This is a genomic window from Stenotrophomonas sp. SORGH_AS_0282 (genome assembly GCF_030818125.1).
Lineage (GTDB): Bacteria > Pseudomonadota > Gammaproteobacteria > Xanthomonadales > Xanthomonadaceae > Stenotrophomonas > Stenotrophomonas rhizophila_A.
The window spans coordinates 732149-755036 of the sequence record NZ_JAUTAB010000001.1 but is presented as its reverse complement, the minus strand read 5'-3'; the positions used below and the strand labels follow the sequence as shown (position 1 = coordinate 755036).

23 protein-coding genes are annotated in these 22888 nt (G+C 67.6%); 11 read left to right on the top strand and 12 right to left on the bottom strand.

What is annotated here, in order from left to right; translation table 11 throughout:
- Positions 1 to 105: 105 nt before the first annotated feature.
- The gene (locus QE395_RS03275; RefSeq protein WP_068853981.1) at positions 106 to 966 is read left to right on the top strand and encodes a PA4780 family RIO1-like protein kinase; all 861 of its coding nucleotides are present in this window, start codon (positions 106 to 108) and stop codon (positions 964 to 966) included.
- 3 nt (positions 967 to 969) lie between these two features.
- Here QE395_RS03275 and fghA read toward each other — a convergent pair whose 3' ends face one another.
- From fghA to frmR, 3 genes are read right to left on the bottom strand one after another with little or no spacing between them, the layout of a single operon-like run.
- Entirely contained in the window at positions 970 to 1800 is an 831-nt protein-coding gene (gene fghA / locus QE395_RS03270; RefSeq protein ID WP_306987553.1) for an S-formylglutathione hydrolase, read from the bottom strand.
- 17 nt (positions 1801 to 1817) lie between these two features.
- Positions 1818 to 2927, bottom strand: coding sequence for an S-(hydroxymethyl)glutathione dehydrogenase/class III alcohol dehydrogenase (locus QE395_RS03265; protein ID WP_306987552.1), 1110 nt, complete (start codon positions 2925 to 2927; stop codon positions 1818 to 1820).
- Positions 2928 to 2982: 55 nt separating this feature from the next.
- Positions 2983 to 3258 (bottom strand): formaldehyde-responsive transcriptional repressor FrmR, encoded by a 276-nt coding sequence (gene frmR / locus QE395_RS03260; RefSeq protein WP_068853984.1) that lies wholly within the window; start codon positions 3256 to 3258, stop codon positions 2983 to 2985.
- A 122-nt stretch (positions 3259 to 3380) separates the two neighbouring features.
- Here frmR and QE395_RS03255 point away from each other — a divergent pair, with 122 nt between their 5' ends.
- The 3 genes from QE395_RS03255 (at position 3381) to QE395_RS03245 (ending at position 7553) form a co-directional block, all read left to right on the top strand.
- Positions 3381 to 3671 carry a hypothetical protein gene (locus QE395_RS03255; RefSeq protein WP_217538555.1) on the top strand — a complete coding sequence of 97 codons (291 nt, stop codon included), beginning with the start codon at positions 3381 to 3383 and terminating at the stop codon, positions 3669 to 3671.
- A 28-nt stretch (positions 3672 to 3699) separates the two neighbouring features.
- Positions 3700 to 4650: a cation diffusion facilitator family transporter gene (locus tag QE395_RS03250; RefSeq protein WP_249833086.1), complete on the top strand. Its 951-nt coding sequence runs from the start codon at positions 3700 to 3702 to the stop codon at positions 4648 to 4650.
- A 107-nt stretch (positions 4651 to 4757) separates the two neighbouring features.
- Positions 4758 to 7553 (top strand): PAS domain-containing protein, encoded by a 2796-nt coding sequence (locus tag QE395_RS03245; protein WP_249833087.1) that lies wholly within the window; start codon positions 4758 to 4760, stop codon positions 7551 to 7553.
- A 16-nt stretch (positions 7554 to 7569) separates the two neighbouring features.
- Here QE395_RS03245 and QE395_RS03240 read toward each other — a convergent pair whose 3' ends face one another.
- The 5 genes from QE395_RS03240 to QE395_RS03220 form a co-directional block, all read right to left on the bottom strand.
- Complete coding sequence (locus QE395_RS03240; RefSeq protein ID WP_306987550.1) at positions 7570 to 8550, bottom strand: AraC family transcriptional regulator; 981 nt, start codon at positions 8548 to 8550, stop codon at positions 7570 to 7572.
- A gap of 348 nt (positions 8551 to 8898) precedes the next feature.
- The gene (locus QE395_RS03235; protein ID WP_141236195.1) at positions 8899 to 9150 is read right to left on the bottom strand and encodes a DUF2845 domain-containing protein; all 252 of its coding nucleotides are present in this window, start codon (positions 9148 to 9150) and stop codon (positions 8899 to 8901) included.
- A gap of 80 nt (positions 9151 to 9230) precedes the next feature.
- Positions 9231 to 10214 carry a glycoside hydrolase family 43 protein gene (locus QE395_RS03230; RefSeq protein ID WP_249833089.1) on the bottom strand — a complete coding sequence of 328 codons (984 nt, stop codon included), beginning with the start codon at positions 10212 to 10214 and terminating at the stop codon, positions 9231 to 9233.
- A gap of 37 nt (positions 10215 to 10251) precedes the next feature.
- Complete coding sequence (locus tag QE395_RS03225) at positions 10252 to 11616, bottom strand: HAMP domain-containing sensor histidine kinase (RefSeq protein WP_306987549.1); 1365 nt, start codon at positions 11614 to 11616, stop codon at positions 10252 to 10254.
- The gene (locus tag QE395_RS03220; RefSeq protein WP_095362925.1) at positions 11613 to 12356 is read right to left on the bottom strand and encodes a response regulator; all 744 of its coding nucleotides are present in this window, start codon (positions 12354 to 12356) and stop codon (positions 11613 to 11615) included. The genes QE395_RS03225 and QE395_RS03220 overlap by 4 nt, the downstream gene beginning before the upstream one ends.
- A gap of 686 nt (positions 12357 to 13042) precedes the next feature.
- Here QE395_RS03220 and QE395_RS03215 point away from each other — a divergent pair.
- The 3 genes from QE395_RS03215 to QE395_RS03205 are packed head-to-tail and all read left to right on the top strand — an operon-like array spanning position 13043 to position 14983.
- Positions 13043 to 13342 (top strand): SDR family oxidoreductase, encoded by a 300-nt coding sequence (locus QE395_RS03215; RefSeq protein WP_306987547.1) that lies wholly within the window; start codon positions 13043 to 13045, stop codon positions 13340 to 13342.
- Between the two features lie 18 nt (positions 13343 to 13360).
- A complete protein-coding gene (locus QE395_RS03210; RefSeq protein ID WP_306987546.1) occupies positions 13361 to 14416 on the top strand; it encodes an alpha/beta hydrolase in 1056 nt (351 codons plus the stop codon).
- Between the two features lie 24 nt (positions 14417 to 14440).
- Entirely contained in the window at positions 14441 to 14983 is a 543-nt protein-coding gene (locus tag QE395_RS03205; protein WP_306987545.1) for a thioredoxin family protein, read from the top strand.
- A 100-nt stretch (positions 14984 to 15083) separates the two neighbouring features.
- On the opposite strand, the gene QE395_RS03200 is transcribed toward QE395_RS03205, so the two are convergent.
- Both QE395_RS03200 and QE395_RS03195 read right to left on the bottom strand, forming a co-directional pair.
- Positions 15084 to 15494 (bottom strand): hypothetical protein, encoded by a 411-nt coding sequence (locus QE395_RS03200; RefSeq protein WP_210131047.1) that lies wholly within the window; start codon positions 15492 to 15494, stop codon positions 15084 to 15086.
- Positions 15495 to 15550: 56 nt separating this feature from the next.
- Positions 15551 to 16441 (bottom strand): LysR family transcriptional regulator, encoded by an 891-nt coding sequence (locus QE395_RS03195; RefSeq protein ID WP_306987544.1) that lies wholly within the window; start codon positions 16439 to 16441, stop codon positions 15551 to 15553.
- A 104-nt stretch (positions 16442 to 16545) separates the two neighbouring features.
- On the opposite strand from QE395_RS03195, the gene QE395_RS03190 reads away from it, so the two are divergent.
- The gene (locus QE395_RS03190) at positions 16546 to 17598 is read left to right on the top strand and encodes an NAD(P)-dependent alcohol dehydrogenase (protein WP_093533557.1); all 1053 of its coding nucleotides are present in this window, start codon (positions 16546 to 16548) and stop codon (positions 17596 to 17598) included.
- 45 nt (positions 17599 to 17643) lie between these two features.
- Here QE395_RS03190 and QE395_RS03185 read toward each other — a convergent pair whose 3' ends face one another.
- Positions 17644 to 19008, bottom strand: a complete 1365-nt coding sequence (locus QE395_RS03185; protein WP_068853996.1) for a glutamate--cysteine ligase — start codon at positions 19006 to 19008, stop codon at positions 17644 to 17646.
- Between the two features lie 230 nt (positions 19009 to 19238).
- On the opposite strand from QE395_RS03185, the gene QE395_RS03180 reads away from it, so the two are divergent.
- Positions 19239 to 20069: a helix-turn-helix transcriptional regulator gene (locus tag QE395_RS03180; protein ID WP_210131049.1), complete on the top strand. Its 831-nt coding sequence runs from the start codon at positions 19239 to 19241 to the stop codon at positions 20067 to 20069.
- A 101-nt stretch (positions 20070 to 20170) separates the two neighbouring features.
- Positions 20171 to 21148, top strand: coding sequence for an MBL fold metallo-hydrolase (locus QE395_RS03175; RefSeq protein WP_306987542.1), 978 nt, complete (start codon positions 20171 to 20173; stop codon positions 21146 to 21148).
- Between the two features lie 64 nt (positions 21149 to 21212).
- Here QE395_RS03175 and yihA read toward each other — a convergent pair whose 3' ends face one another.
- Positions 21213 to 21836: a ribosome biogenesis GTP-binding protein YihA/YsxC gene (yihA, locus tag QE395_RS03170; RefSeq protein WP_068853999.1), complete on the bottom strand. Its 624-nt coding sequence runs from the start codon at positions 21834 to 21836 to the stop codon at positions 21213 to 21215.
- Between the two features lie 155 nt (positions 21837 to 21991).
- Between yihA and QE395_RS03165 the strand changes: the two genes are divergently transcribed.
- A complete protein-coding gene (locus QE395_RS03165; protein WP_217535852.1) occupies positions 21992 to 22792 on the top strand; it encodes a c-type cytochrome in 801 nt (266 codons plus the stop codon).
- Positions 22793 to 22888 lie beyond the last annotated feature (96 nt).

Genomic DNA, 22888 nt, shown 5'->3' with positions numbered 1-22888 from the left:
ACCGGGATGGGGTGCGCAATTGGCCCGGCCGCCGCGAAGGTGCGAGAATCGCCGGCCCTCCCTTGCCGGTTGGCGCATTGGCGCCGCCCTCCTGACCGAGATTACGTGAAGACCCCCGAAAGCCTGCAGGCGCTGATCGAAGACGGCGTGATCGACGAAGTACTGCGCCCGCTCAAGAGCGGCAAGGAAGCGGCCGTGTACGTCGTACGCAGCGGCGACGACGTGCGCTGCGCCAAGGTATACAAGGACATGGCCCAGCGCAGCTTCCAGCAGCGCGTGCAGTACCAGGAAGGCCGCAAGGTGCGGGGCAGCCGCGAGGCGCGCGCGGTGGGCAAGGCCAGCAAGTACGGCCGCAAGCAGCAGGAAACCGCCTGGAAGAACACCGAGGTCGATGCGCTGTACCAGCTGCGCGATGCCGGCGTGCGCGTGCCCGAGCCGCATGGGTACTTCCACGGCGTGCTGGTGATGGAGCTGGTGACCGATGCCGAAGGCTTCTCCGCCGCGCGCTTGGGCGAGGTCGAACTGGAGCCGGACCAGGCCCGTGAGTTCCACCGGATCCTGGTGCGCCAGGTGGTCCTGATGCTGTGCTGCGGCCTGATCCACGGCGATCTGTCGCCGTACAACGTGCTGGTAGGCCCCGATGGCCCGGTGGTGATCGACTTCCCGCAGGTGGTGAGCGCCGGTGGCAACAACGCCGCGCGCAGCATGCTGCTGCGCGACGTCAACAACCTCACCGCCTACCTGGGGCGTTCGGCCCCCGAGCTGCTGGACACCTGGTACGGCGAAGAGATGTGGGCGTTGTTCGAGGCCGGTGACCTGCTGCCGGACAGCCCCCTGACTGGTGAATTCGTCCACGACGAATCCACCATCGACCTGGACAGCGTGCGCCACGCCATCAACGATGCGCGCGAAGAAGCGCTGATCCGCCAGCAGGGCCGCGAAGCGGCGGAAGAAGAAGACGCGTAAGCGTCAGGCGTACAACGCCTTGGCGTGATACGCGATGTGCTCGCCGATGAACGTACCGATGAAGTAATAACTGTGGTCATACCCCGGCTGCATCCGCAGTTGCAGCGGATGCCCTGCCGCGGTGCACGCAGCCTGCAGCCACTGCGGCTGCAGCTGGCTGTCCAGGAACTCATCGCCTGCGCCCTGGTCGACCAGCAGCGGCAGCTTTTCGGTGGCCGTGGCCACCAGTTCGCTGGCATCCCACTGCGCCCAGCCGCTGCGATCCTCGCCCAGGTACGCGCCGAAGGCCTTCTGCCCCCACGGCACCCGGGTCGGGGCCACGATCGGCGAGAACGCCGAGACGCTGCGGTAGCGCCCCGGATTGCGCAGCGCGATCACCAGCGCGCCGTGGCCGCCCATCGAATGCCCGCTGATGCTGCGCGCGCCACTGGCCGGCAGGTGCGCCTCGATCAGCGCCGGCAGCTCGTCGACGATGTAGTCGTGCATGCGGTAGTGCGCCGCCCAGGGCTGCTCGGTGGCATTGAGGTAGAACCCCGCGCCCTTGCCCAGGTCGTAGCCCTCGGCATCGGCCACATCATCGCCGCGCGGGCTGGTATCGGGAGCGACCAGGATCACGCCATGTTCCGCCGCGTACCGCTGCGCGCCGGCCTTGGTGATGAAGTTCTGCTCGGTACAGGTCAGCCCGCTCAGCCAATACAGCACCGGCAGCTTCTGCGTGGCCGCCTGCGGCGGCAGGTACACGGCCACCTTCATTTCGCAGTTGAGCACCGCCGAGCGGTGCTGGTACACGTCCTGCCAACCGCCGAAGGCGGCGCGGTGTTCGATGCGTTCCATGGGCATTCCCGCCGTGATCAGTAGTGGACGACCGAACGGATCGACTTGCCTTCATGCATCAGGTCGAAGGCTTCGTTGATCGCTTCCAGGCCCATGGTGTGGGTGACGAACGGCGCCAGTTCGATATCTCCCTTCATCGCATCTTCAACCATGCCCGGCAGCTGGCTGCGGCCCTTGACGCCACCGAAGGCAGTGCCCTTCCACGAGCGGCCGGTGACCAGCTGGAACGGGCGGGTGGAAATTTCCTGGCCCGAGCCGGCCACACCGATGATCACCGACTGGCCCCAGCCACGGTGCGCGCATTCCAGCGCCGCGCGCATCACGTTGACGTTGCCGATGCATTCGAAGGTGTGGTCCACGCCCCAGGTGGTCATTTCGACGATGACCTGCTGGATCGGCTTGTCGAAGTCCTTGGGGTTGATGCAGTCGGTGGCGCCGAACTGCTTGGCCAGCTCGAACTTGGACGGGTTGGTATCGATGGCGAAGATGCGGCCGGCCTTGGCCTGGCGTGCGCCCTGGATCACTGCCAGGCCGATGCCGCCCAGCCCGAACACGGCCACCGAATCGCCTTCCTGCACCTTGGCGGTGTTGTGCACCGCGCCGATGCCGGTGGTGACGCCACAGCCCAGCAGGCACACGTGTTCGGGTTTGGCCTCCGGATTGATCTTCGCCAGCGAGACTTCGGCCACCACGGTGTACTCGCTGAAGGTCGAGCAGCCCATGTAGTGGTAGATCGGCTGGCCGTTGTAGGAGAAGCGGGTGGTGCCATCGGGCATCACGCCCTTGCCCTGGGTGGCGCGCACGGCCACGCACAGGTTGGTCTTACCGCTCTTGCAGAACAGGCATTCGCCGCACTCTGCGGTGTACAGCGGAATGACGTGGTCGCCCGGCTTGACGCTGGTCACGCCCTCGCCCACTTCCACCACGATGCCGGCACCTTCATGGCCGAGCACGGCCGGGAACAGGCCTTCCGGATCATCGCCGGACAGGGTGAAGGCATCGGTGTGGCAGACCCCGGTGTGGGTGATGCGCACCAGCACTTCGCCCTTCTGCGGCGGGGCGACGTCGATTTCGACGATCTTGAGCGGTTCGCCAGCGGCGAAGGCAACGGCAGCACGGGATTTCATGGGGAGGGCTCCAGGACAGATGACAGGACGGGACAGCGCGCGGCAGGACGCGCGCCTACTTCAGGTAGGAACGGATCAGCGCGCTCATGTCGCGCACGCGCTCGGCACGCTGCGCATCGGACTGCGCCGGCTGGCCGAATTCTTCGCGCAGGTGGGCTTCCATCACTTCGGACATCAGCCCGTTGACGGCGCCACGGATGGCGGCGATCTGCTGGAGCACCGGCCCGCACTCGGCGCCGGCTTCCAGCGCGCGGTCCAGCGCATCGCACTGGCCGCGGATGCGCCGCACCCGGGCCAGGACCTTCTTCTTTTCTTCCGGGGAATGCGGCACGGAAACGCGACCAGAGAACTATACTGGGGGATAGTATACACAGATCGAATCCGGGTGCTGCACGAGGCCATCACGGCCGTCCATGGATGCTCGTTCCAACCCCACCCCCAGCCGGACCGACGATGCCCGACGCCCCCTCCTTCGTTGTCCGCTCCTTCGAAGCCAACTACGCCGCGTCCGGCAGTGTCGAGCGGATCCTCTCGCTGACCGTGGACTGCAATTGCGGTACGACCTCCTCATGCGGGTCCAGCCAGCTGATCCACCTGCCCGGTGGCGCGCTGTTCCGCTGCGAACAGTGCGGCTCGCACCAGGCCATCAGCCACGCACGCCTCGATGCCAGTACCGCCCCGGCACCGGTGCTGCGCGACAGCGCCACGCGCCGCAGCGCGCCGATGGTCACCATCCGCTTCTAAGCAGCGCACTGCACTCGGAAGGCACGCCATGGCCAAGCCGTCCGGCTCCCGTCTTGTTGTCTACGCCGCGCTGGTCGGCAACCTGTGCATCGCCATCGCCAAGTTCGTCGCCGCCGGGCTTTCCGGCAGTTCGGCGATGCTCAGCGAGGGCGTGCACTCGCTGGTCGACACCACCAATGAACTCCTGCTGCTGTACGGCCTGCACCGCGCCGACAAGAAGCCCGACACCGTGCACCCGTTCGGCTATGGCCGTGAGCTGTACTTCTGGAGCTTCATCGTGGCGCTGCTGGTGTTCGCCGCCGGCGCGGGCGTATCGGCGTACGAAGGGATCCAGCACATCCGCAACCCGGAACCGGCCACCAACCACACGGTGAGCTACGTGGTGCTGGGTATCTCGTTCCTGTTCGAAGGTGGCTCGTGGTGGGTGGCGCTGCGCGAATTCCGCGCCACCAAGGGCGCGATGGGCTATTTCGAAGCCTTCCGGCGCAGCAAGGATCCGTCCACGTTCACCGTGCTGCTCGAAGACAGCGCCGCCCTGCTCGGCCTTGCCTTCGCGGCGATCGGCCTGGCCGCCGCGCAGTGGCTGGACATGCCTGTCCTCGACGGCGTTGCCTCGCTGTGCATCGCCGGCGTACTGGCACTCACCGCCTTCCTGCTGGCGCGCGAGACCAAGGGCCTGCTGGTCGGTGAGCCGGCGCACCCCAGCGTGGCCCGACGGATCATGGCGGTGGCCAACACCGATGCCGACCTGCGCAAGGCCAACGGCGTGACCACCATGCAGATGGGGCCGGACCAGGTCGTGGCCATGCTGAGTGCCGAATTCGAGGACGACCGCACCACCCCGCAGATCGAAGCGTGCATCACCCGCATCGAACAGGCGGTCAAGCACGAGTACCCCGAACTGGTCGCACTGTTCGTGAAGCCGCAGACCCCGGAAGTGTTCCGTGCGCGGCGCGCGGCGCTGGGCGATCCGGAATGAAGGCTTCAGCGGGTCGCCCCTGCGGCCGTCGGCCACCTTCATGCCCTCCACACACGATCGGATAATCTACCCGGCCTGCGTCTGCATCCTTCGCCCGCGAGACTTCCTTGAACGTTACCGACCCCACAGACAAGCACAGCGGGCGCGACAGCGAGCGGGTGAAGATGGCATTGGCCGCCGGCGCCATCGTCGGCACCTGGTTCTGGGACGTCGCCCACGACCGGCTGACCGTGGACGACGCGCTGACCCACGCATTCGGGCTGGAGCCGGGCTCATCGCATCGCGAGCTGCGCCTGGAGCAGGTGCTGTCCGCGGTACACCCTGACGATCATGCGGAGCTGGCAGCGGCCATCAGCGATGCGCTCATGCGCGGCGGGCGTTATGCGCACCAGTACCGCGCGCGCAATGCCGACGGCGAGTACCGATGGATCGAGGCCATCGGCCGGGTCGACCTGGATGCGCAGGGGCGCGCCACCGGGTTCCAGGGCGTGCTGATCGATATCGACGAACGCCGCCTGATCGAGACCGAGCGCGACCAGGCGCAGACGTTGCTGCGCTCCTTCCTGGACGCGGCCCCCGGCGTGGTCTACGCCAAGGACCGCCAAGGCCGGCTGTTGATGGGCAACCACGGCACGACCGAGCTGATCGGGCTGCCGCCGGAGCAGTACGTCGGGCGCACCGATGCGGAACTGCTCAACGACCCGGTGCAGGCGGCTGCCGTGATGGCCACCGATGAACGCATCATGGCCACCGGCCAGTCCCAGCAGCTGGAGGAGGACATCAGCTTCCCCGACGGCCGTCGCGCCTACTGGCTCTCGACCAAGGCCCCCCTGCGCGATGCCGACGGCAACGTGGTGGGGCTGATCGGCACCTCGCTGGACATCACCGAGCGCAAGGCCGCCGAAGCACGTCACCGGGAGATCGAAGAGCGCTACCGGTTGGCGGCACGCGCCACCAACGATGCGATCTGGGATTGGCGCATGGCCGATGGCCAGGTTGTCTGGAACGAGGCGCTGGCCGACCTGTTCGGCCACGACCGGATGGAAACCGACGCGCAGTGGTGGCTCGACCACATCCATCCCGACGACCGCCCGCGCATTGATGCCGACATCCACACCGTGATCGACGGCGGCGGCACGATCTGGTACGGCGAGTACCGCTTCCGCCGCGACGATGGCAGCTACGCGGACGTGCTGGACCGCGGCGCGGTACTGCGCGGCACGGCGGGCGAGCCGGTGCGCATGATCGGCGCGATGCTCGACCTGTCCGGGCGCAAGGCAGCCGAAGCCGCCCTGGCCGAAAGCGAGGAACGGCTGCGTTTCGCCACCGAGGCCGGTGACATGGGCTTCTGGGACGTGGACCTGGTGCACGACGTGCTGATCTGGCCGCCGCGCACCAAGGCGATGTTCGGCATCTCACCCGATGTTGCGGTGCGCCTGGACGATTTCTATAACGGCCTGCATCCGCTCGACCGCGAGGCCACCAGCGCCGCCTTCGCGGCCGCCGCCGATCCTGCGCAACGCGCGCTTTACGATGTGGAATACCGCACCATCGGCAAGGAGGACGGCGTGGTGCGCTGGGTCGCGGCGAAGGGCCGTGGCCACTTCGAGGGCGACCGCTGCGTGCGCGTGGTCGGCGTGGCGATCGAGGTCACCGCGCGCAAAGCCGCCGAGGCCCGCCTGAAGGAACTTAATGAGCACCTTGAGATCCGGGTGGCAGAGGAAGTCGCCGAGCGCACCCGGGTCGAGGATGCGCTCCGGCAGAGCCAGAAGATGGAAGCGGTAGGCCAGCTCACCGGCGGTATCGCGCACGATTTCAACAACATGCTCGCGTCCGTGATCGGACCGCTGGACCTGCTGTCGCTGCGCCTGGGCGAGAGCGACCCGCTGGTCAGCCGTTACATCGACATGGCCATCGATGGCGCCAACCGCGCCGCCCAGCTTACCCAGCGCCTGCTCGCGTTTTCCCGCCAGCAGCCGCTGCAGCCGGTGCCGGTGGATGCCAACCGGCTGGTGTCGGGCATGTCCGACCTGTTCGTGCACTCGCTCGGGGGCACGATCCGGCTGGAAACCCTGCTGGCCGCCGACCTGTGGCTGGCCTTCGCCGACGCCAACCAGCTGGAGAACGTCATCCTCAACCTGGCGGTCAACGCGCGCGACGCCATGCCCGGTGGCGGGCGGCTGGCAGTGGAGACGTCCAACTGCACGATCGACGCCGGCAACGCCGAGCAGCACCCCGGGGTGCCCCGTGGCGAGTACATCCTCATCACCGTGGCCGATAACGGCTGCGGCATGTCACCCGAGGTGGTGGCCAAGGCCTTCGATCCGTTCTTCACCACCAAGCAGGTCGGTCAGGGCACCGGGCTGGGGCTGTCGCAGGTCTATGGGTTCGTCAAACAGTCGGCCGGCCACGTGAAGCTGTGCTCGGAAATCGGCCGGGGAACCACGGTGAAACTCTACCTGCCCCGACTGGTGGCCGAGGTGGCGCCGGTGGCGCCTGCGGCACCGGCCGGGCTTCGGATGCCCGCAGGCAGCCGCGAGCTGATCCTGGTAGTGGAAGACGAGCCGACCGTGCGGCAGTTCTCGGTGGAAGCGCTCACTGCACTGGGCTATGACGTGCTGGCCGCCGATGGCGCGGCCGCGGCGCTGGTGTTGCTTGACCAGCATGCGGACATCGCGCTGCTTTTCACCGATGTGGTGATGCCGGAGGTCAACGGACGCGAGCTGGCCGACGAGGCCCTGCGTCGCCGACCGGATCTCAAGGTGCTGTTCACCACTGGCTACAGCCGCAACGCGCTGGAGCGCGATGGGGTGATCGCCCCGGGCGTACAGCTGATCGGCAAGCCGTTCAACGTGGATACCCTGGCGTCGCGCGTGCGCGCGGTACTGGCTGAGACACGCTAGGCCGCGGCGCGGCGCCTCAGCGTTTGTCCCTGGCGGTTGTATTGGCCCGCCATGACTCCAGCGCCGCCGCCAGCTCCATCGACGGATGCAGGCCGAACGTGCGGTGGTACATGCCGGCAAAGCGCCCTTGGTCCCACACCCCGTAGCGTGCGCACACCGAGGTGACGGTGTCGCCCGGGGTTGCCTCGCGCAGCGCCTTGCGGATCACGTGCAGCCGTTCCAGCATGAAGTACTGGTGCGGCCCCATGCCGAACACTTCATCGAACGCGCGGCTCAACGAACGCTGCGAGGTGCCCGCGCTCAGCACCAGGTCACCGATCACCGCTTCCCCCCGGATGCTCTTGTGGATGTGGTCCAGGCTGAGGCGGATGATCTCGTTGCGCGGCAAGGTCGGCCGACCGCGCGTGCGCCGCACGGCTTCGGGATTGGCCAGCACCATGCAGCGCAGCAGTGCGTGGATCACCTGGCCACTGAACGAGCGGCGCACACTGGGCTCATCGAACACGCTGGGGCTCTGCCGGTGGATCGCCAGTGCGCGGGTGACCAGGGTGATGATCGGTGCCATCTCGGCACGGCCGACATTCACCGCGTAGGTACGATCGATATGGTCGTCGAACAGTCCGGCCACTTCGCGCGCACGCTGCACCACCGCAGCGGCGTCCATGTCCAGCGCGAGGAACTGTGATTGCCTGCGGGTAAAGCCGTGCACCTCCACACCCGGTGCGAACCAGACGAACTGGTCATCGGCCGTCGCGCTCCCCTGCATGAACGCATCGCTGCCGGGCAGCGAGATGTGGACCACGTATCGACCGGGCTGGCTCAGCCCGTTGTACAGCGCCGGGGCGCCGTCCACGCCGAGCATCGCGGTGACGTCACCGGCGTCCAGGATGTCCAGCGTCCATGCACGGCCCACCGGTCCGGTCACGCGCATCAGGCCGTCCACGCCGGCGAGCGCGTCTGCGTAGGCCTCGAAGTCGGTGAAGCTCAGCAACGGCATCGGAGTTACCCGGTTCCGGTGGGACAGGATGCGTCGGCAACGCCGGCCGCGAAACCGAACTTGCACGGTTGCACGACCGGTATTTGTACTGCCGGGGGTAGAGCCCCTACGTTGTGAAAGCGGTGAAGCGAACGGAAGGGATCAGGTCGGTGCGAAACCGCGCGTGTTCTTCTTCTCGTTTTTTTCCGCCTTCTTTTCCTTCGCAGTCTTGGCAGGTTTCTTCTTCTGCTCTTTCTGCTTGTCCAGACCCTTGGCCATGACGGCATGCTCCCTGTTGGAAGGAGGAAGCATGGCACATCACGGGGGTGCGCAACGCATTGGCGGACAAATGGTCCGCCGCCGGCGTGGTCAGTTGAAGATTTCCCGGATGGCAGTGACCCGGCCGTCCCGGAAAACAATCTGGACGGTCTTGCGCGACTGGTAATACTCCCAGCGCTCGCCCAGGTTTCCGCCCTGGTCACTTTCTTCCTGGATGACCCGGTCCGGCTTGCCGGCCACCTGGACGACCCGGCCTGCGTTGTCGCCCGAATTCACCAGATTGTTGCCGAACCGGACACTGTCAGCCATCGCCGCGCCGGCCATCAGGCACAGCGCCAGCACCCATACGCTCCTGTTCATCATCCCTGCTCTCCTTGTAGCCATGGCGGGTAAGCCATGGCGCAACTTTGCCATAAACCGCGTCAGGGCAAAGGATGCGCCGGCACGCCTTCGTGGGTCATCTTCACGGGCAGGATATGCCCCTGCGCATCGAACTCCATGCGATCGATGGCGGTGGCCCGTTCATTGCGGCCGGTCCGGCCCAGCGGGCGGCGGTGGTAGACGATGTACCAGCTGTCATCGTCAGGCGCATGGATGAGCGAATGGTGGCCAGCGCTGGTGGCGACAGCCGGGTCCTGCTGCAGGATCCGGCCGATCCGCTTGAACGGCCCGGTGGGCGCGTCGGCAATGGCGTAGGCCACCGAATAGTCCGGCTCACCCCAGCCGCCCTCTGACCACATGTAGTAATAGCGGCCGCCGCGCTTGAACATCAGCGAGCCCTCGACATATTCCGGCGCGGGGGTGATCTCCTTGTACAGCGTGCCGTCGGACAGCGGCACGATGCCGGTGAAATCGTCCTTCAACCGCACGATGTTGGCGTGCTTCCAGCCACCGTAGAGCATGTACCAGGTGCCGTCGTCGTCCTTGAACACGAACTGGTCGATGGGCTGCGCTCCGTTGTGGAACGAACCGATCAGCGGCTTGCCCAGCAGGTCGCGGTACGGGCCCTCCGGCCGGTCGGCCACGGCCACGCCGATGCCGCCCACTTCGCTGTCGTTCTTGATGTCGTTGGCGGAGAAGAAGAAATAGTACTTTCCGTCCTTCTCCACCACCGACGGGGCCCACAGTGCTTCTTTTGCCCAGGACACCGCCTCGATCTTCAGCACACCCGGATGCCGGGTCCACTGCACCAGGTCGGGTGAGGAAAACGCGTCGAACGCGGTCTGCTCGGCATACGGTCGCGAGCTGGTCGGGAAGATCCAATAGGTCTTGCCGAACACCGCCGCCTCAGGATCGGCATACCAGCCCGGCAGGATCGGGTTGCCGGACATCGGCGCGGCCACCGCGCCAAACGAAACTGCTGCCGCCAGTGCTGCGGCCACCATCATCGTGCTGCGGAACCCCATGCCCTGCCCTCCCATGCCAGATCATCGAGGGGCCAGTTTAGATCGATTCAAGCGCCGGCTTTGTGCGCAGTGCAGCATTTTCCCGGCGCAGCTCCAAGGTTGCCCGCAGCCCGCCACCCGCCCGATTGGCCAGGATCAACCGCCCCCCCAGCGCGCGGGCCAGCTGGTCGGCGATGGCCAGGCCCAGCCCGGTGCCGCCACTGGCGCGGCCGCGCGAAGGCTCCAGCCGATGGAAGGGCTGCAGCACCGCCGCAAGCGACGCCTCGGGAATGCCCGGCCCACGGTCCATCACATCAATGCTCACCTCGCCGTGCGCGCCTACGGTCAGGCCCACGTCGGCGCTGCCGGCGTACGCCAGCGCGTTGTCGATCAGGTTCTGCACCACCCGCCGCAGGACCTGCGGATGGGTCGGCAGCGTGGCCTGCGCACCGGCCACGCGCCGCACCGGTTTGCCCACCTCCTCGTAGTCGCCCACCACGCTGTCGAGGAACGCGGGCAGGTCGAGCTGCACGGGAGTGCCCATGCTGACAGTTGCGCTGCGCGCGTAATCGATGCCCTCGCGCACCAGCTGGCTGAGCTGGGTCACGTCGCCCAGCAGGCGCTCCTGCGCAGGCGTCTCGTCCAGCGATTCGATGCGCAGGCGCAGCCGGGTGATCGGCGTCTGCAGGTCGTGCGAGATCGCCGCCAGTATCTGCATGCGTTCGCTGACGTGGGCGGCCACGCGCGATTGCAGCGCGTTCAGCGCGCGTGCCGCGGCCTCCACTTCCTGCGGTCCCTGTTCGCTGATCGCATCGCCCTGCCCGGCCACGTCCAGGCGGTCGGCGGCTTCGGCCAGCCGTACCAGCGGGCGTGTGGCCAGGCGCACCGCCAGCCACACGCAGCCCAGCAACACCAGCACCTGCGCGGCGAGCACCCACGGCAGCCAGCGCGCGATCGGCAGCAGCGACGGGGTGACTTCGATGGTCAACGGCTGGCCATCGGCCAGGGTCAGCTCCACCTCGTAGCGCTCCGGCGAGGCCGAGACCGCGCGCGGCCGCAATGCGTAGCGATGCGCCAGCGAATCATCGATCAGCCCGGCCACCTGGCGCGCGCGCTCGCTGGCCAGCGCGCTGCCCGGCTGTGCGGGGCGCAGCAGATAGCGGTAGGTGCGCCGTTCCAGCTGCGGCAGCCACGCCGTGCGTTCGGCCGGTGAAAGATGCTCGAGCAGCGCCACGCTGAGCGGCACGTCGTCTTCCATGTTGCTCAACATCATCGCGCGGGTAGCGGTGGCGCGCTCGTGGAACAGCAGCGCGAACGACAGGCCGTGCGCGAGCAGCATGCCAGCGGCCAGGATCAGCAACAGACGGGTACCCAGCGTGCGCGGCAACCAGGAGAACCTACGGCGATGCGCGGGGGCGTTCATGCGTCCTCGTCGAGCAGCACGACCGGCTGACTGAACACGTAGCCTTCGCTGCGCACGGTCTTGATGAAGGTCTGTTCGCGCGCACCATCGCCCAGGCGCTGGCGCAGGCGGCTGACCAGCAGGTCGATGGAGCGGTCGAACAGTTCGGCGTCGCGGCCCTGGGTCAGGTTGAGCAGCTGGTCGCGGCTGAGCACGCGCTGCGGATGGTCGATGAACACGCGCAGCAGGCGGAACTCGCCGCCACTGAGCGGATAGACCGTGCCGGCCTCGTCCAGCAGGTGCCGCGCACTGGTATCCAGCCTCCAGCTGCCAAAGCGGATCAACCGTGCGGCCTCGCTCACCTGCAGGTTCGGCGGCAGCATGCGCGTGCGCCGGATCACCGCATTGATGCGCGCCAGCAGTTCGCGCGAGGAGAACGGCTTGACCACGTAATCGTCGGCGCCCATTTCCAGGCCGATGATGCGGTCGGTTTCATCATCGCGCGCAGTCAGCATCACCACGGGTACGGCGCGGTGCTTGCCGGCACGCAGGTTGCGGCACAGCGACAGCCCGTCCTCGCCCGGCATCATCACGTCCAGCACGATCAGGTCCACGTCACTGGTCTCCAGCGTGGCGCGCATCTCGCGCCCGTCGGCCGCCTGGCTCACGCGCAGGCCGTTGCGGCGCAGGTAGTCGCCGACCAGCTGGCGGATATCGGCGTCGTCATCGACAACCAGGATGTGGTCGGTGTGGGTGCTCATGCCTGCTCCGCGTGATGGCCATCGGCGGCCCGCTGCGGGCCCGTGGACGCATGGTATCGCCGCCGGCGGGGTGCTGCGGGCCGGCGGGGGCATCCATTTGTATGACTGTGTATCAACCGCCGCCGTGGTGCGGAAAGGCGACAAATCTCCGGGTTCGCCGACACCTGCCGGATACGGGGCAGGCGTTGAATGGCCTCCAACGCCGGCGGCTCCTCCGCTGGCCGCCTATCCCGAGGACATCTGCATGAATGCCACCGTCTCCCCCCGTTCCAACACCGCGCTGGTCTTCGGCGGCTCCCGTGGCATTGGTGCCGCCATTGCCAGGCGGCTGGCCCGTGAGGGTCATCCCGTGGCGCTGACCTTCGTCTCCCAGCCTGAGAAAGCCGCCGCGGTGGTCGCCTCGATCCAGGCCGACGGCGGCCAGGCCATCGCCCTGCAGGCTGACAGCGCCGATGCGCAGGCCATCGCGTCAGCGGTCAAACAAGCAGTGGACACCTTTGGCCCGCTGCAGGTGGCGGTGGTCAATGCCGGCATCTACCAGGGCAGCCCGCTGGCCGACTTTCCCACAGACCTGCTGGACCGGATGCTGGCCGTGAACGTGCGTGGCGTGTTCCTCGCCGTGCAGGCCGCCGCCGCTGCCATGAACGATGGCGGGCGCCTGATCACCATCGGCAGCAACACCCGCCGTGCGCAGCGGTGCGGTCGGCAGCAGCGTCTATGCGATGACCAAGTCCGCCGTGGCCACGCTGGTGCGCGAACTGGCGCTGGACCTGGCGCCGCGCCGGATCACGATCAACAACATCCAGCCCGGACCGATCGCCACCGACATCACCGCCGATTTCGTCGACCAGCTGGTGCAGCGCAACCCGCTTGGCCGGGTCGGCGAGCCCGATGAAGTCGCAGGACTCACCGCCTGGCTTGCCAGCCATGAAGCGGCCTACATGACCGGTTCCAGCCTGACCATCGATGGCGGCTGGGCCATCTGAACGTCAACGGAGAGCACCATGCACACCCCTTCTTCTTTCCCGCTGTCCCATTCGCCGCGGTCGTTCGGCGCCTCCCTGCTGGGCATGGCGATGGCCCTGGCGGCCTCTGCATCCGCCATCGCATCACCTGCCCTGCCCGTCCCTGCGCCGACGGTGGCGGTCGCACACGCGCCGCCCGCGCTGGAGGCGAACAAGCATGTCGTCGCTGGCGACCTGGACGTGGCCTACGCCGAGCTGGGCCCGGCCGACGGCGAGGTGGTCGTGCTGCTGCACGGCTGGCCCTATGACATCAATGCCTATGCCGAGGTCGCGCCGCAGCTGGCGGCCAAGGGTTACCGGGTGATCGTGCCGCACCTGCGTGGCTATGGCAGCACCCGCTTCCTGTCGGCGCAGACGCCGCGCAATGGTGAACCGGCGGCGCTTGCTTCCGATGTGCTGAACCTGCTTGATGCCCTGCACATCCCGCGCGCCAACCTGGCCGGCTTCGACTGGGGTGCACGCTCGGCCGACATCGTTGCCGCGCTGTGGCCGGAACGGGTCAAGTCGCTGGTCTCGGTCAGCGGCTATCTCATCGGCAGCCAGGAAGCCGGGAAGACGCCGTTGCCGCCGCAGGCCGAACTGCAGTGGTGGTACCAGTTCTACTTCGCCACCGATCGCGGCGAGGCCGGTTACGCACGCTACACGCACGACTTCGCCCGCCAGATCTGGCAGCTGGCCTCGCCGCAGTGGCGCTTCGACGATGCCACGTTCGCGCGCAGCGCCGCCGCGCTTGACAACCCCGACCACGTGGCCATCGTCGTGCACAACTACCGCTGGCGCCTGGGCCTGGCCGACGGCGAGCCGAAGTACGCCGCGCTGGAGCAGCGGCTGGCGCAGGCGCCGAGCATCGGCGTACCGACCATCACCCTGGAGGGCGATGCCAACGGCGCGCCGCACCCCAAGGCCGAGGCCTATGCCGCCAAGTTCACCGGGCCTTATGAGCATCGCCTGCTGCAGGGCGGCGTGGGCCACAACCCGCCGCAGGAAGCACCGCAGGCGTTCGTCCAGGCGGTAATCGACGCCGCTGCACTCTGATCCGCCCCCCCTAGGAGAAGGACCATGCCCATGCTTCGCCCGATCATCACCCTGCTGGCCGCGTGCATCTCCGCCAGCGCCTGTACGCCGGGCGCAGCGGCCGACCCGGTCCCGCCCAGCCCCAACATGCCGGCGCCGCAGGCGCCGGAGTTCACCGGCATCGAGCACTGGCTCAACGGTCCGCCGCAATCGCTGCAGCAGCTGCGCGGCAAGGTGGTGCTGGTGGAGTTCTGGACCTACTCCTGCATCAACTGCCTCAACGTGATGCCGCACGTGAAGCGGTGGCATGACACCTACGCCAGCCAGGGGTTGACCGTGATCGGCGTGCACACCCCCGAGTTCGGCTATGAAAAGCTGCCGCGCAACGTGGAGGCGGCAGCGAAGCGGCTCGGTGTCACCTGGCCGGTAGCGCAGGACAACGCCTACCAGACCTGGCGCGCGTACGGAAACCAGTACTGGCCGGCGCTGTACCTGATCGACCAGGAAGGCCGCATCGTCTACCGGCATTTCGGCGAAGGCGATTACGCGGCAACCGAGGCACAGATCCGCAAACTACTCGCCTCATAGCCTCAGAACCGGTACACGAATCCGAGCCGAAGGCCTGCGTCCTTGAAGTCGACGTCGCCGCTGAAGCTGTCCTTGTCGGCGTCTGCTTCGATGATTGCGCTCAACGCGAGCGGAACCGGTAGATCACCGATGCCGGTTCCGGCCGGGCCAACGACTGGTCGGCCACTGCCACCACCGGCAGCTCGTAACCGCCATCGCGCATGATGCCTTCATGCTTGAAACGCGAATGGAACTGCGCTTCCACGGCGGGCAGGTCGATATCGTAGTAGCGCACTGGCACGTTGGCCGCCTGCAGGTCGGCCAGCATGCGCCGGGTGTAGCCACAGCCATCGCGACCGTAGACGTCCACCGCCGGACCGCGCACGGTCTGCGCGGGCGGGACCGATACCGATACCGGCATCGCCGCCGCTTCGCGCGCCCGTTCCGCGCGCGACGGGAAGAAGGTCTTTCTGGCGTGCAGCAGGCCGCCGGCAAGGCCCAGAATGATCAAGAGTACGATCGTGCGGTTCATCGACATCCGTGTCCCCATGCAATGCCGGCGACGCTAGCACGCCCCGAGCGCATCCCTCAATCGCGCTCGCGCAGCATATCCACGAACGCCCGCAACGCCGAGGACATCTGCCGTTGGCGTGGGTAGTACAGCACCCAGCCGGCGAACGGTTCGCTCCAGTCTTCCAGCACCGCCACCAGCCGGCCATCGTCCAGGTACGGGCGCGCCGCGTCCTCCAGCACGTAGGCCAGGCCCAGGCCGTCCAGCACCGCCTGCAGCACCGTGTGCTGATCCCCGAGCGTGAGCCGGCCCGGCACATCGATGTCGAGCGTCTGTCCGTCGCGCTCGAACTGCCACTTGTACAGATGGCCGCTGGCAAAGCGGAAGCGAACGCACTCATGCTCCACGAGCTCGCGCGGGTGGTGTGGCGCCGCCCGGCCCTGCAGGTAGGCCGGCGATGCCACGATCAGCCCGCGCAGCGGCGGCCCCAGCGGCACCGCCACCATGTCTTCGGGTACGAACTCATGCAGCCGCACCCCCGCGTCGTAGCCCTCGGCCACGATATCCACCAGCCCATCGTCCTGCGCCACCTCCAGCCGTACATCGGGGTGCGCGCGCAGGTAATGCGCCAGGCGCGGGCCCAGCTCGGTATGCACCGCCGCGCGGGTGGCATTGATGCGCAGCAGGCCGGCCGGCGCCGCACGGAAGTGGTTCATCTCCTCCAGCGCGTCATGCACCTGGCCCAGCGCCGGCTGCAGGCGATCAAGCAGCCGCTGCCCGGCCTCGGTCAGCGCCACGCTGCGGGTAGTGCGGTGGAACAACCCCACCCCCAGCCGCTCTTCCAGCGCGCGGATGGCGTAGCTCACCGCCGAGGTCGACAGGGCCAGTTCCGCCCCGGCACGGCGGAAGCTGCGGTGGCGGGCTACTGCGGCGAACGCGGCTAGGTGGGTCAGGTTGTCAGTAGCCACGATTGTGCAGTCTGCCTTGATGAATCATGCCGATATACTGACTGTATACCCATGGAAAGCGGGCGTATTGTAAAGCGCCTTTCCATAAATCCCAGGATATCTCCATGTCCCTTGCCCATGGCTATGCCGTGCATGACCAGACCGCGCCGCTGGTGCCGTTCTCCTTCGAGCGCCGCCCGGTCGGTGCCGACGATGTCCGCATCCAGATCCTCTACAGCGGCATCTGCCACTCCGACCTGCACCAGGCCCGCGACGACTGGGGCGGCGCCCAGTTCCCGATGGTGCCGGGCCACGAAATCATCGGCCGGGTCACCGAAGTCGGCGCCAACGTCACCCGCTTCAAGGTCGGCGACTTCGCCGGCGTCGGCTGCATGGTCGACTCCTGCCGCCATTGCGACGCCTGCGACCACGACCTGGAGCAGTACTGCGAAAAGGGCCCGACCTACACCTACAACAGCAAGGAGCGCGGCAGCGACCAGCTCACCTTCGGCGGCTACTCCGACCACATCGTGGTTGAACAGCGCTTCGTGGTGAAGGTCGCCGACACGCTCGACCTGAAGGCGGCCGCCCCGCTGCTGTGCGCCGGCATCACCACCTACTCCCCCCTGCGCCACTGGAAGGTCGGCCCCGGCCAGAAGGTCGGCGTGATCGGCCTGGGTGGCCTCGGCCACATGGGCGTGAAGTTCGCCAAGGCGATGGGCGCCACCGTGGTGATGATCACCACTACCCCGGAAAAGGGTGCCGATGCCAAGCGCTTGGGCGCCGACGAAGTGCTGGTCTCGCGCGACCCGGCGCAGATGAAGGCCCACGCCAACAGCTTCGACTTCCTGCTCAACACCATCCCGGTCAGCCACGACACCAACCCGTACATGCAGCTGCTCAAGCGCGACGCCACCATGTGCCTGGTGGGCGTGATCACCGAGCTGGACCCGCCGCTGATGGGTTCCAGCGTGATCTTCGGCCGCAAGCACGTGACCGGCTCGGCGATCGGCGGCATGGCCGAAACCCAGGAAATGATGGATTTCTGTGCCGAACACAACATCGTCAGCGACGTGGAAGTGATCGACATCAAGACCGTCAATGAAGCCTGGGCGCGCATGGCGAAAAACGATGTGCGTTACCGGTTCGTGATCGACATGGCAACGTTGGCGGCATGATGTAGAAGAAAAAACCCCGGCCTGGCCGGGGTTTTTTTTCGGGGTTCAGTACGCGAACTGCTTGAATACCGGGTCCACGCTCTGGTTCCACTCTCCGTGGTACAGCGCCAGCTTGCGCTCGGCCGGCGTGATGCCCGACGCCACGATCTCCTGCAGCACATCCAGGAAGTGGCTTTCATCCTGCCCGTCCGCATTGCGCGCCGCGCGCCGCTTCAGGCCAGCAACAGCGATCTTCAACGCCTCGGCCGCCAGGTCGCGCACCGTGCCGCCGCGGAACGGCAGGTTCAGCGCATGCTTCGGCACCCCATCGCGCAGCGCATGGCGCTCCACCAGGCTGAAGTCACGCACCAGGTCCCACGCCGCATCCAGCGCCGCATCGTCGTACAGCAACCCTACCCAGAACGCCGGCAGCGCACACAGCCGTGCCCACGGGCCACCATCGGCTCCGCGCATTTCCAGGTACTTCTTCAAGCGCACTTCCGGGAACGCCGTGGTCATGTGGTCCGACCAGTCACGCAGCGTCGGCAGCTGGCCCGGCAGCACCGGCAGCTTGCCCACCATGAAATCGCGGAAGCTCTGCCCGCTGGCGTCGTGGTACACGCCATCGCGGTAGGAGAAATACATCGGCACATCGAGCAGGTAATCCACGTAACGCTCGTAACCGAAGCCATCCTCGAACACGAAGTCGAGCATGCCCGTACGGTCCGCGTCCGTATCCGTCCAGATGTGCGAGCGGTAGCTCAGGTAACCGTTCGGCTTGCCCTCGGTGAACGGCGAATCGGCGAACAGCGCCGTGGCGATCGGCTGCAGCGCCAGCGACACCCGGAACTTCTTCACCATGTCCGCTTCGGTGGCGTAATCCAGGTTCACCTGCACCGTGCAGGTGCGCGTCATCATGTCCAGCCCAAGCGAACCCACCTTCGGCATGTAGTCGCGCATGATGCGGTAGCGGCCCTTCGGCATCCACGGCATCTCTTCGCGCGTCCACTTCGGCTGGAAGCCCATGCCCAGGAAGCCCAGCTCCAGCTCCGCCGCCACCTGCGCCACCTCGTTGAGGTGCGTGCCGGTTTCCACGCAGGTCTGGTGGATGCTTTCCAGCGCCGCGCCGGACAGTTCCAGCTGCCCGGCCGGCTCCAGCGTCACCGACGCGTTGTCACGCAGCAGCGCGATGGTGCGACCGTTCTCCTGCACCGGCGCCCAGCCGAAGCGGGTCAGCCCGGTGAGCAGCGCTTCGATGCCGCGCTCGCCATCGAAGGTGGGCGGGCGCAGGTCATCCAGCCGGAAGCCGAACTTCTCGTGTTCGGTGCCGATGCGCCACTGCGCCTTGGGCTTTTCGCCGGAGGCCAACGTGGCGACCAGTTCATTACGGTCGGTGATCGGCGTCTCGGCGACGTGGCTGGGGCTCGACAAGGGGAGGCTCGCAGGGATTCTGGACTGGACGGGGATGTGGGGCTGATCGCCCCGCATCGCAAGGGCGCAGTATAGGGTGGCGGTTCCGGCCGTCATGCCACCGTGACGGTTTTCTGCATCCTATTGGATGGGACTTGACCGCCTGCCATGCCCGCCGCCATTGGCTTGCGTGCGTTGGCCCGGCGCGTGGCAGCAGCATGGCGCGGCCGCTTGGCCGATACTGCATCCTCATGGACATGCCCGTTACCCCCGATCCGCTGCTGGCCGAGATGGCCAGCCTTGCCGACTGCCAGCGCGCGGGCGGGTATGCCTGCATCACCGCCCGCCGTGAACACGGCGCCCAGTCGGTGGACATTCCGCAACCGCAGTTCGCCATCCTGCTGCAGGGGCGCAAGCAGGTGCGCACCGCGCACCAGACCCTGCAGCTGGTGCCCGGCGATCTGTTCCTGATCACCCGACGCTGCCGGATCGACGTGGTCAACACGCCCGATCCGCAAAGCGGGCTGTACCTCAGCGCGATCGTGCCGCTGTGCGCCGAAGCGCTGTCGGCCGCACGCGTGCTGTGGAACGAGCCCCTGCCCGAGGCCGGCGATGCACTGGCCAGACTGTCGCTGCACGACCATGCCGACACCCTGCGCCAATGGCGCCAGGCACTGGAGCACGCCCAGTACACCGAAGCCCGCCTGGCGCTGGCCTCGCTGGTGCTGGCGTTCTGCCGGCGCGGCCACGGCAGCCTGCTGGTGCCGCCCGAGCCCAGCCTGGGCGAGCGCATCCGCGACCTGATTGCGGCCCAGCCCGAACGCGACTGGCAATCGCGCGATTTCGAAGACCAGCTCGGTCTCAGCGGCGCCACCCTGCGGCGGCGCCTGGCCAGCGAACAGTCCAGCGTGCGCGAGCTGATCGCCGATGCGCGCCTGGCCCACGCCATGAACCTGCTCTACACCACTCAACTGCCGCTCAAGACCGTGGCCGCGCGGGTCGGTTACCGCTCGCCGGGCAGTTTCAGCAAGCGCTTCGCCGCGCGCTATGGGCTGGAACCGACAGCGATCGGCAACAGCTGAGCGCACCGCGAGCGTTTCGCCGCGCATTCTGAGCGGAACGCCGCGCCCGCCCCGCGCACCATGCAGGCACCGCGGCGCTGCCGCCTTGTACGGAAACGATCATGTCCTTCCCCCGTGTGCGTGTCCTTGCCACCGCCCTGCTGCTGGCCACGGTTGCCGCACCTGCGTTCGCCACTACCACCCACCACCCGCTGGAGCAGGTGCCCGGCGTGTACCACCAGCAGGTCGGCGAGCTGGAAGTCACCGCCCTGTTCGACGGCACCGTGGCCCTGGGCCGTTCGGAACTGGTTGGCATCGCACCGGGCGCGGTCACCCGCCTGCTCAACCACCGCTACGTGCCCGAAGACGGCAAGGGCCTGCAGACCGCGGTCAACGCTTACCTGATCCAGCGCGGCAACCACCTCACCCTGGTCGACACCGGCACCGCCGGCTGCTTCGGCCCGGGGCTGGGCCAGGTGCTGGGCAACCTGCGCAAGGCCGGCTACGACCCGGCCGAGGTGGATGACGTCCTGCTCACCCATGCCCACCCCGACCACCTGTGCGGCCTGCTCGATGCGCAGGACCAGGTCGCGTATCCCAACGCCACCGTGTGGCTGTCTGAAGCCGATGCTGCCTATTGGCTGGACCCGGCCAGCGAGGCCGGCGCGCCGCAGGGCGTGCGTTTTGCCTTCGCGTTGGCCCGCGAGGCCGTGGCGCCCTACGTGGCCAGCGGCAAGCTGCACCGCTTCCGTCCCGGGCAGGCGCTGCCGAACGGCGTCACCGCGCTGGACAGCCACGGGCATACCCCGGGCCATGTGTCCTGGAAGATCGACGGCGGTGAGCGGCAGGCGGTCCTGGTGTGGGGCGACATCGTGCACTTCCACGCCGTGCAGTTCGCCCAGCCGCAGGCCGCCTACGAAGCCGACAGCGACCGCACGGCCGCCATTGCCAGCCGTCGCGCGATGATGGCGCAGGCCGCCGATGGGGGGTGGTGGGTCGCCGGTGCCCACCTGCCGTTCCCGGGCCTGGGGCATGTCCGTCGGGAAGGCGAAGCCTTCGCCTGGGTACCGGGCGAATTCGCACCCTTGCCTGCGCGCTGACGCATGCACCGAGCAACGGTCGGTACCTGCCGGTAGCACCCGACCGTTGGTCGGGTGACAGCAATCAGGGCGCGTCGGGCGCCGGTTTGTTCAGGCCCAGCCAGCCGCCGATGATCCCGCGCGCCTCGTCCACGCCCTGGCGGGCCGGGCCGGAGAAGGTCTGCACGCTGACGGTGTCGCCAAAGGCGGACTGCAGTTCCTTGCGCACCTTCTGCAGGGCAATGCCCTGCTGGCCACGGCCGAGCTTGTCGGCCTTGGTCAGCAGCGCGTGCGCCGGCAACCCGCGCCGGACCGCGTAGGCCAGCATCTGCCGGTCGTAGTCCTTCAGCGGGTGGCGGATGTCCATCACCACCACCAGCCCGCGCAGGGCCTCGCGGGTGCGGAAGTACTGGTCGATGAAGGCCTGCCAGTGCGCCTGCAGGTCCAGCGGCACCTTGGCGTAGCCGTAACCGGGCAGGTCGACCAGCTTGGCCTCGGGGGTGACTTCGAAGAACACCAGCTGCTGGGTGCGGCCGGGGGTCTTGGACACCCGGGCCAGGCTGTTCTGGCGGGTCAGGGCGTTGAGGGCACTGGATTTGCCGGCGTTGGAGCGGCCGGCAAAGGCCACTTCGGCCCCCACGTCGTCCGGCAATTGCCGGGTATTGTGGGCCGAGAGCAGGTAATGGGCGCGTTCGAGGAGCAATGACATGGGCATAGGATCGCATGTCCGGGCCCGCCGCGTGCTGCCGGTCACGGGTTTTGCCGCACTGCCGCGTTGACCCCGGCGTGAAACGGCATGGATAATCGGGCGATCCCCGCGTGTGCAGCCTGCACACGCCAGGCCGGTCCACACGGAGCTTCCGCATGCGCCATGCTCGCGTTCTTGCCGTTTCCGCTGTCGCTGTATCGTTGCTCGCCGCTGTTGCCTATGCCCAGACCGCAGTGACCCCGCTGCCGGACAACACGCCGGTGAGGACGGCGTCGCTCGAAGTCGATTTCAGCAAGACCACGTGGGGCGATGCCAAGGCGGGCCAGACCAAGGCTGCCGCCTGCGCGGCGTGCCACTCGGCCGATGGCAACTCGACGGTGGAGATGTACCCCAGCATCGCCGGCCAGAGCGAGCGCTACGCTTCCCAGCAGATGGCCCTGATCGCCAACGGCCAGCGCACGTCCGGGGCATCGGCGGCGATGGTGCCGTTCGTGCAGGACCTCAGCCCCCAGGACATGCGCGACATCGGTGCGTATTTCGCAACGCAGAAGGCCAGCGCCGGGCTTGCCGATGACAGCCTGGTGGCCGAAGGTCCGTACAAGGACAAGAAGTTCTACGAAATCGGCCAGCAGCTCTACCGCGGCGGCGATGCCCAGCGTGGCATTCCGGCGTGCATGGCCTGCCACGGCCCCACCGGGGCCGGCAACCCGGGCCCGGCCTACCCGCACGTGGGCGGCCAGCACGCCTCGTATGTGGCGCGGCGGCTGCAGGAGTACCAGGCCGGCGTGACCCAACAGACCGACAAGGCGCACTTCCAGATCATGGCCACCATCGCCAAGTCGCTGACCGAACAGGAAATCCAGGCACTGGGCAGCTACCTGCAGGGCCTGCACAACCGCGCCGATGACGTGGCCACCGCCGCGCCGCGTTCGGCCGTGGGCGGTGCACGCCAATGACGGCTGTCCGGGACCGATGACAGATGCGCCCCGCCCAGGCGGCGGGTTATGTTCACTGCCACGCCGGCACTGGGCCGGCGTTGTTTTTTCCGATGG

Coding starts and splice junctions, on each gene's coding strand:
- QE395_RS03200 (WP_210131047.1), bottom strand. CDS start 15,494: ATGAACCGCACGATCGTACTCTTGATCATTCTGGGCCTTGCCGGCGGC.
- fghA (WP_306987553.1), bottom strand. CDS start 1,800: ATGGAACGCATCGAACACCGCGCCGCCTTCGGCGGTTGGCAGGACGTG.
- QE395_RS03175 (WP_306987542.1), top strand. CDS start 20,171: ATGTCCTTCCCCCGTGTGCGTGTCCTTGCCACCGCCCTGCTGCTGGCC.
- yihA (WP_068853999.1), bottom strand. CDS start 21,836: ATGTCATTGCTCCTCGAACGCGCCCATTACCTGCTCTCGGCCCACAAT.
- QE395_RS03210 (WP_306987546.1), top strand. CDS start 13,361: ATGCACACCCCTTCTTCTTTCCCGCTGTCCCATTCGCCGCGGTCGTTC.
- QE395_RS03190 (WP_093533557.1), top strand. CDS start 16,546: ATGTCCCTTGCCCATGGCTATGCCGTGCATGACCAGACCGCGCCGCTG.
- QE395_RS03240 (WP_306987550.1), bottom strand. CDS start 8,550: ATGCCGTTGCTGAGCTTCACCGACTTCGAGGCCTACGCAGACGCGCTC.
- QE395_RS03250 (WP_249833086.1), top strand. CDS start 3,700: ATGGCCAAGCCGTCCGGCTCCCGTCTTGTTGTCTACGCCGCGCTGGTC.
- QE395_RS03230 (WP_249833089.1), bottom strand. CDS start 10,214: ATGGGGTTCCGCAGCACGATGATGGTGGCCGCAGCACTGGCGGCAGCA.
- QE395_RS03205 (WP_306987545.1), top strand. CDS start 14,441: ATGCCCATGCTTCGCCCGATCATCACCCTGCTGGCCGCGTGCATCTCC.
- QE395_RS03220 (WP_095362925.1), bottom strand. CDS start 12,356: ATGAGCACCCACACCGACCACATCCTGGTTGTCGATGACGACGCCGAT.
- QE395_RS03255 (WP_217538555.1), top strand. CDS start 3,381: ATGCCCGACGCCCCCTCCTTCGTTGTCCGCTCCTTCGAAGCCAACTAC.
- QE395_RS03165 (WP_217535852.1), top strand. CDS start 21,992: ATGCGCCATGCTCGCGTTCTTGCCGTTTCCGCTGTCGCTGTATCGTTG.
- QE395_RS03225 (WP_306987549.1), bottom strand. CDS start 11,616: ATGAACGCCCCCGCGCATCGCCGTAGGTTCTCCTGGTTGCCGCGCACG.
- QE395_RS03265 (WP_306987552.1), bottom strand. CDS start 2,927: ATGAAATCCCGTGCTGCCGTTGCCTTCGCCGCTGGCGAACCGCTCAAG.
- QE395_RS03180 (WP_210131049.1), top strand. CDS start 19,239: ATGGACATGCCCGTTACCCCCGATCCGCTGCTGGCCGAGATGGCCAGC.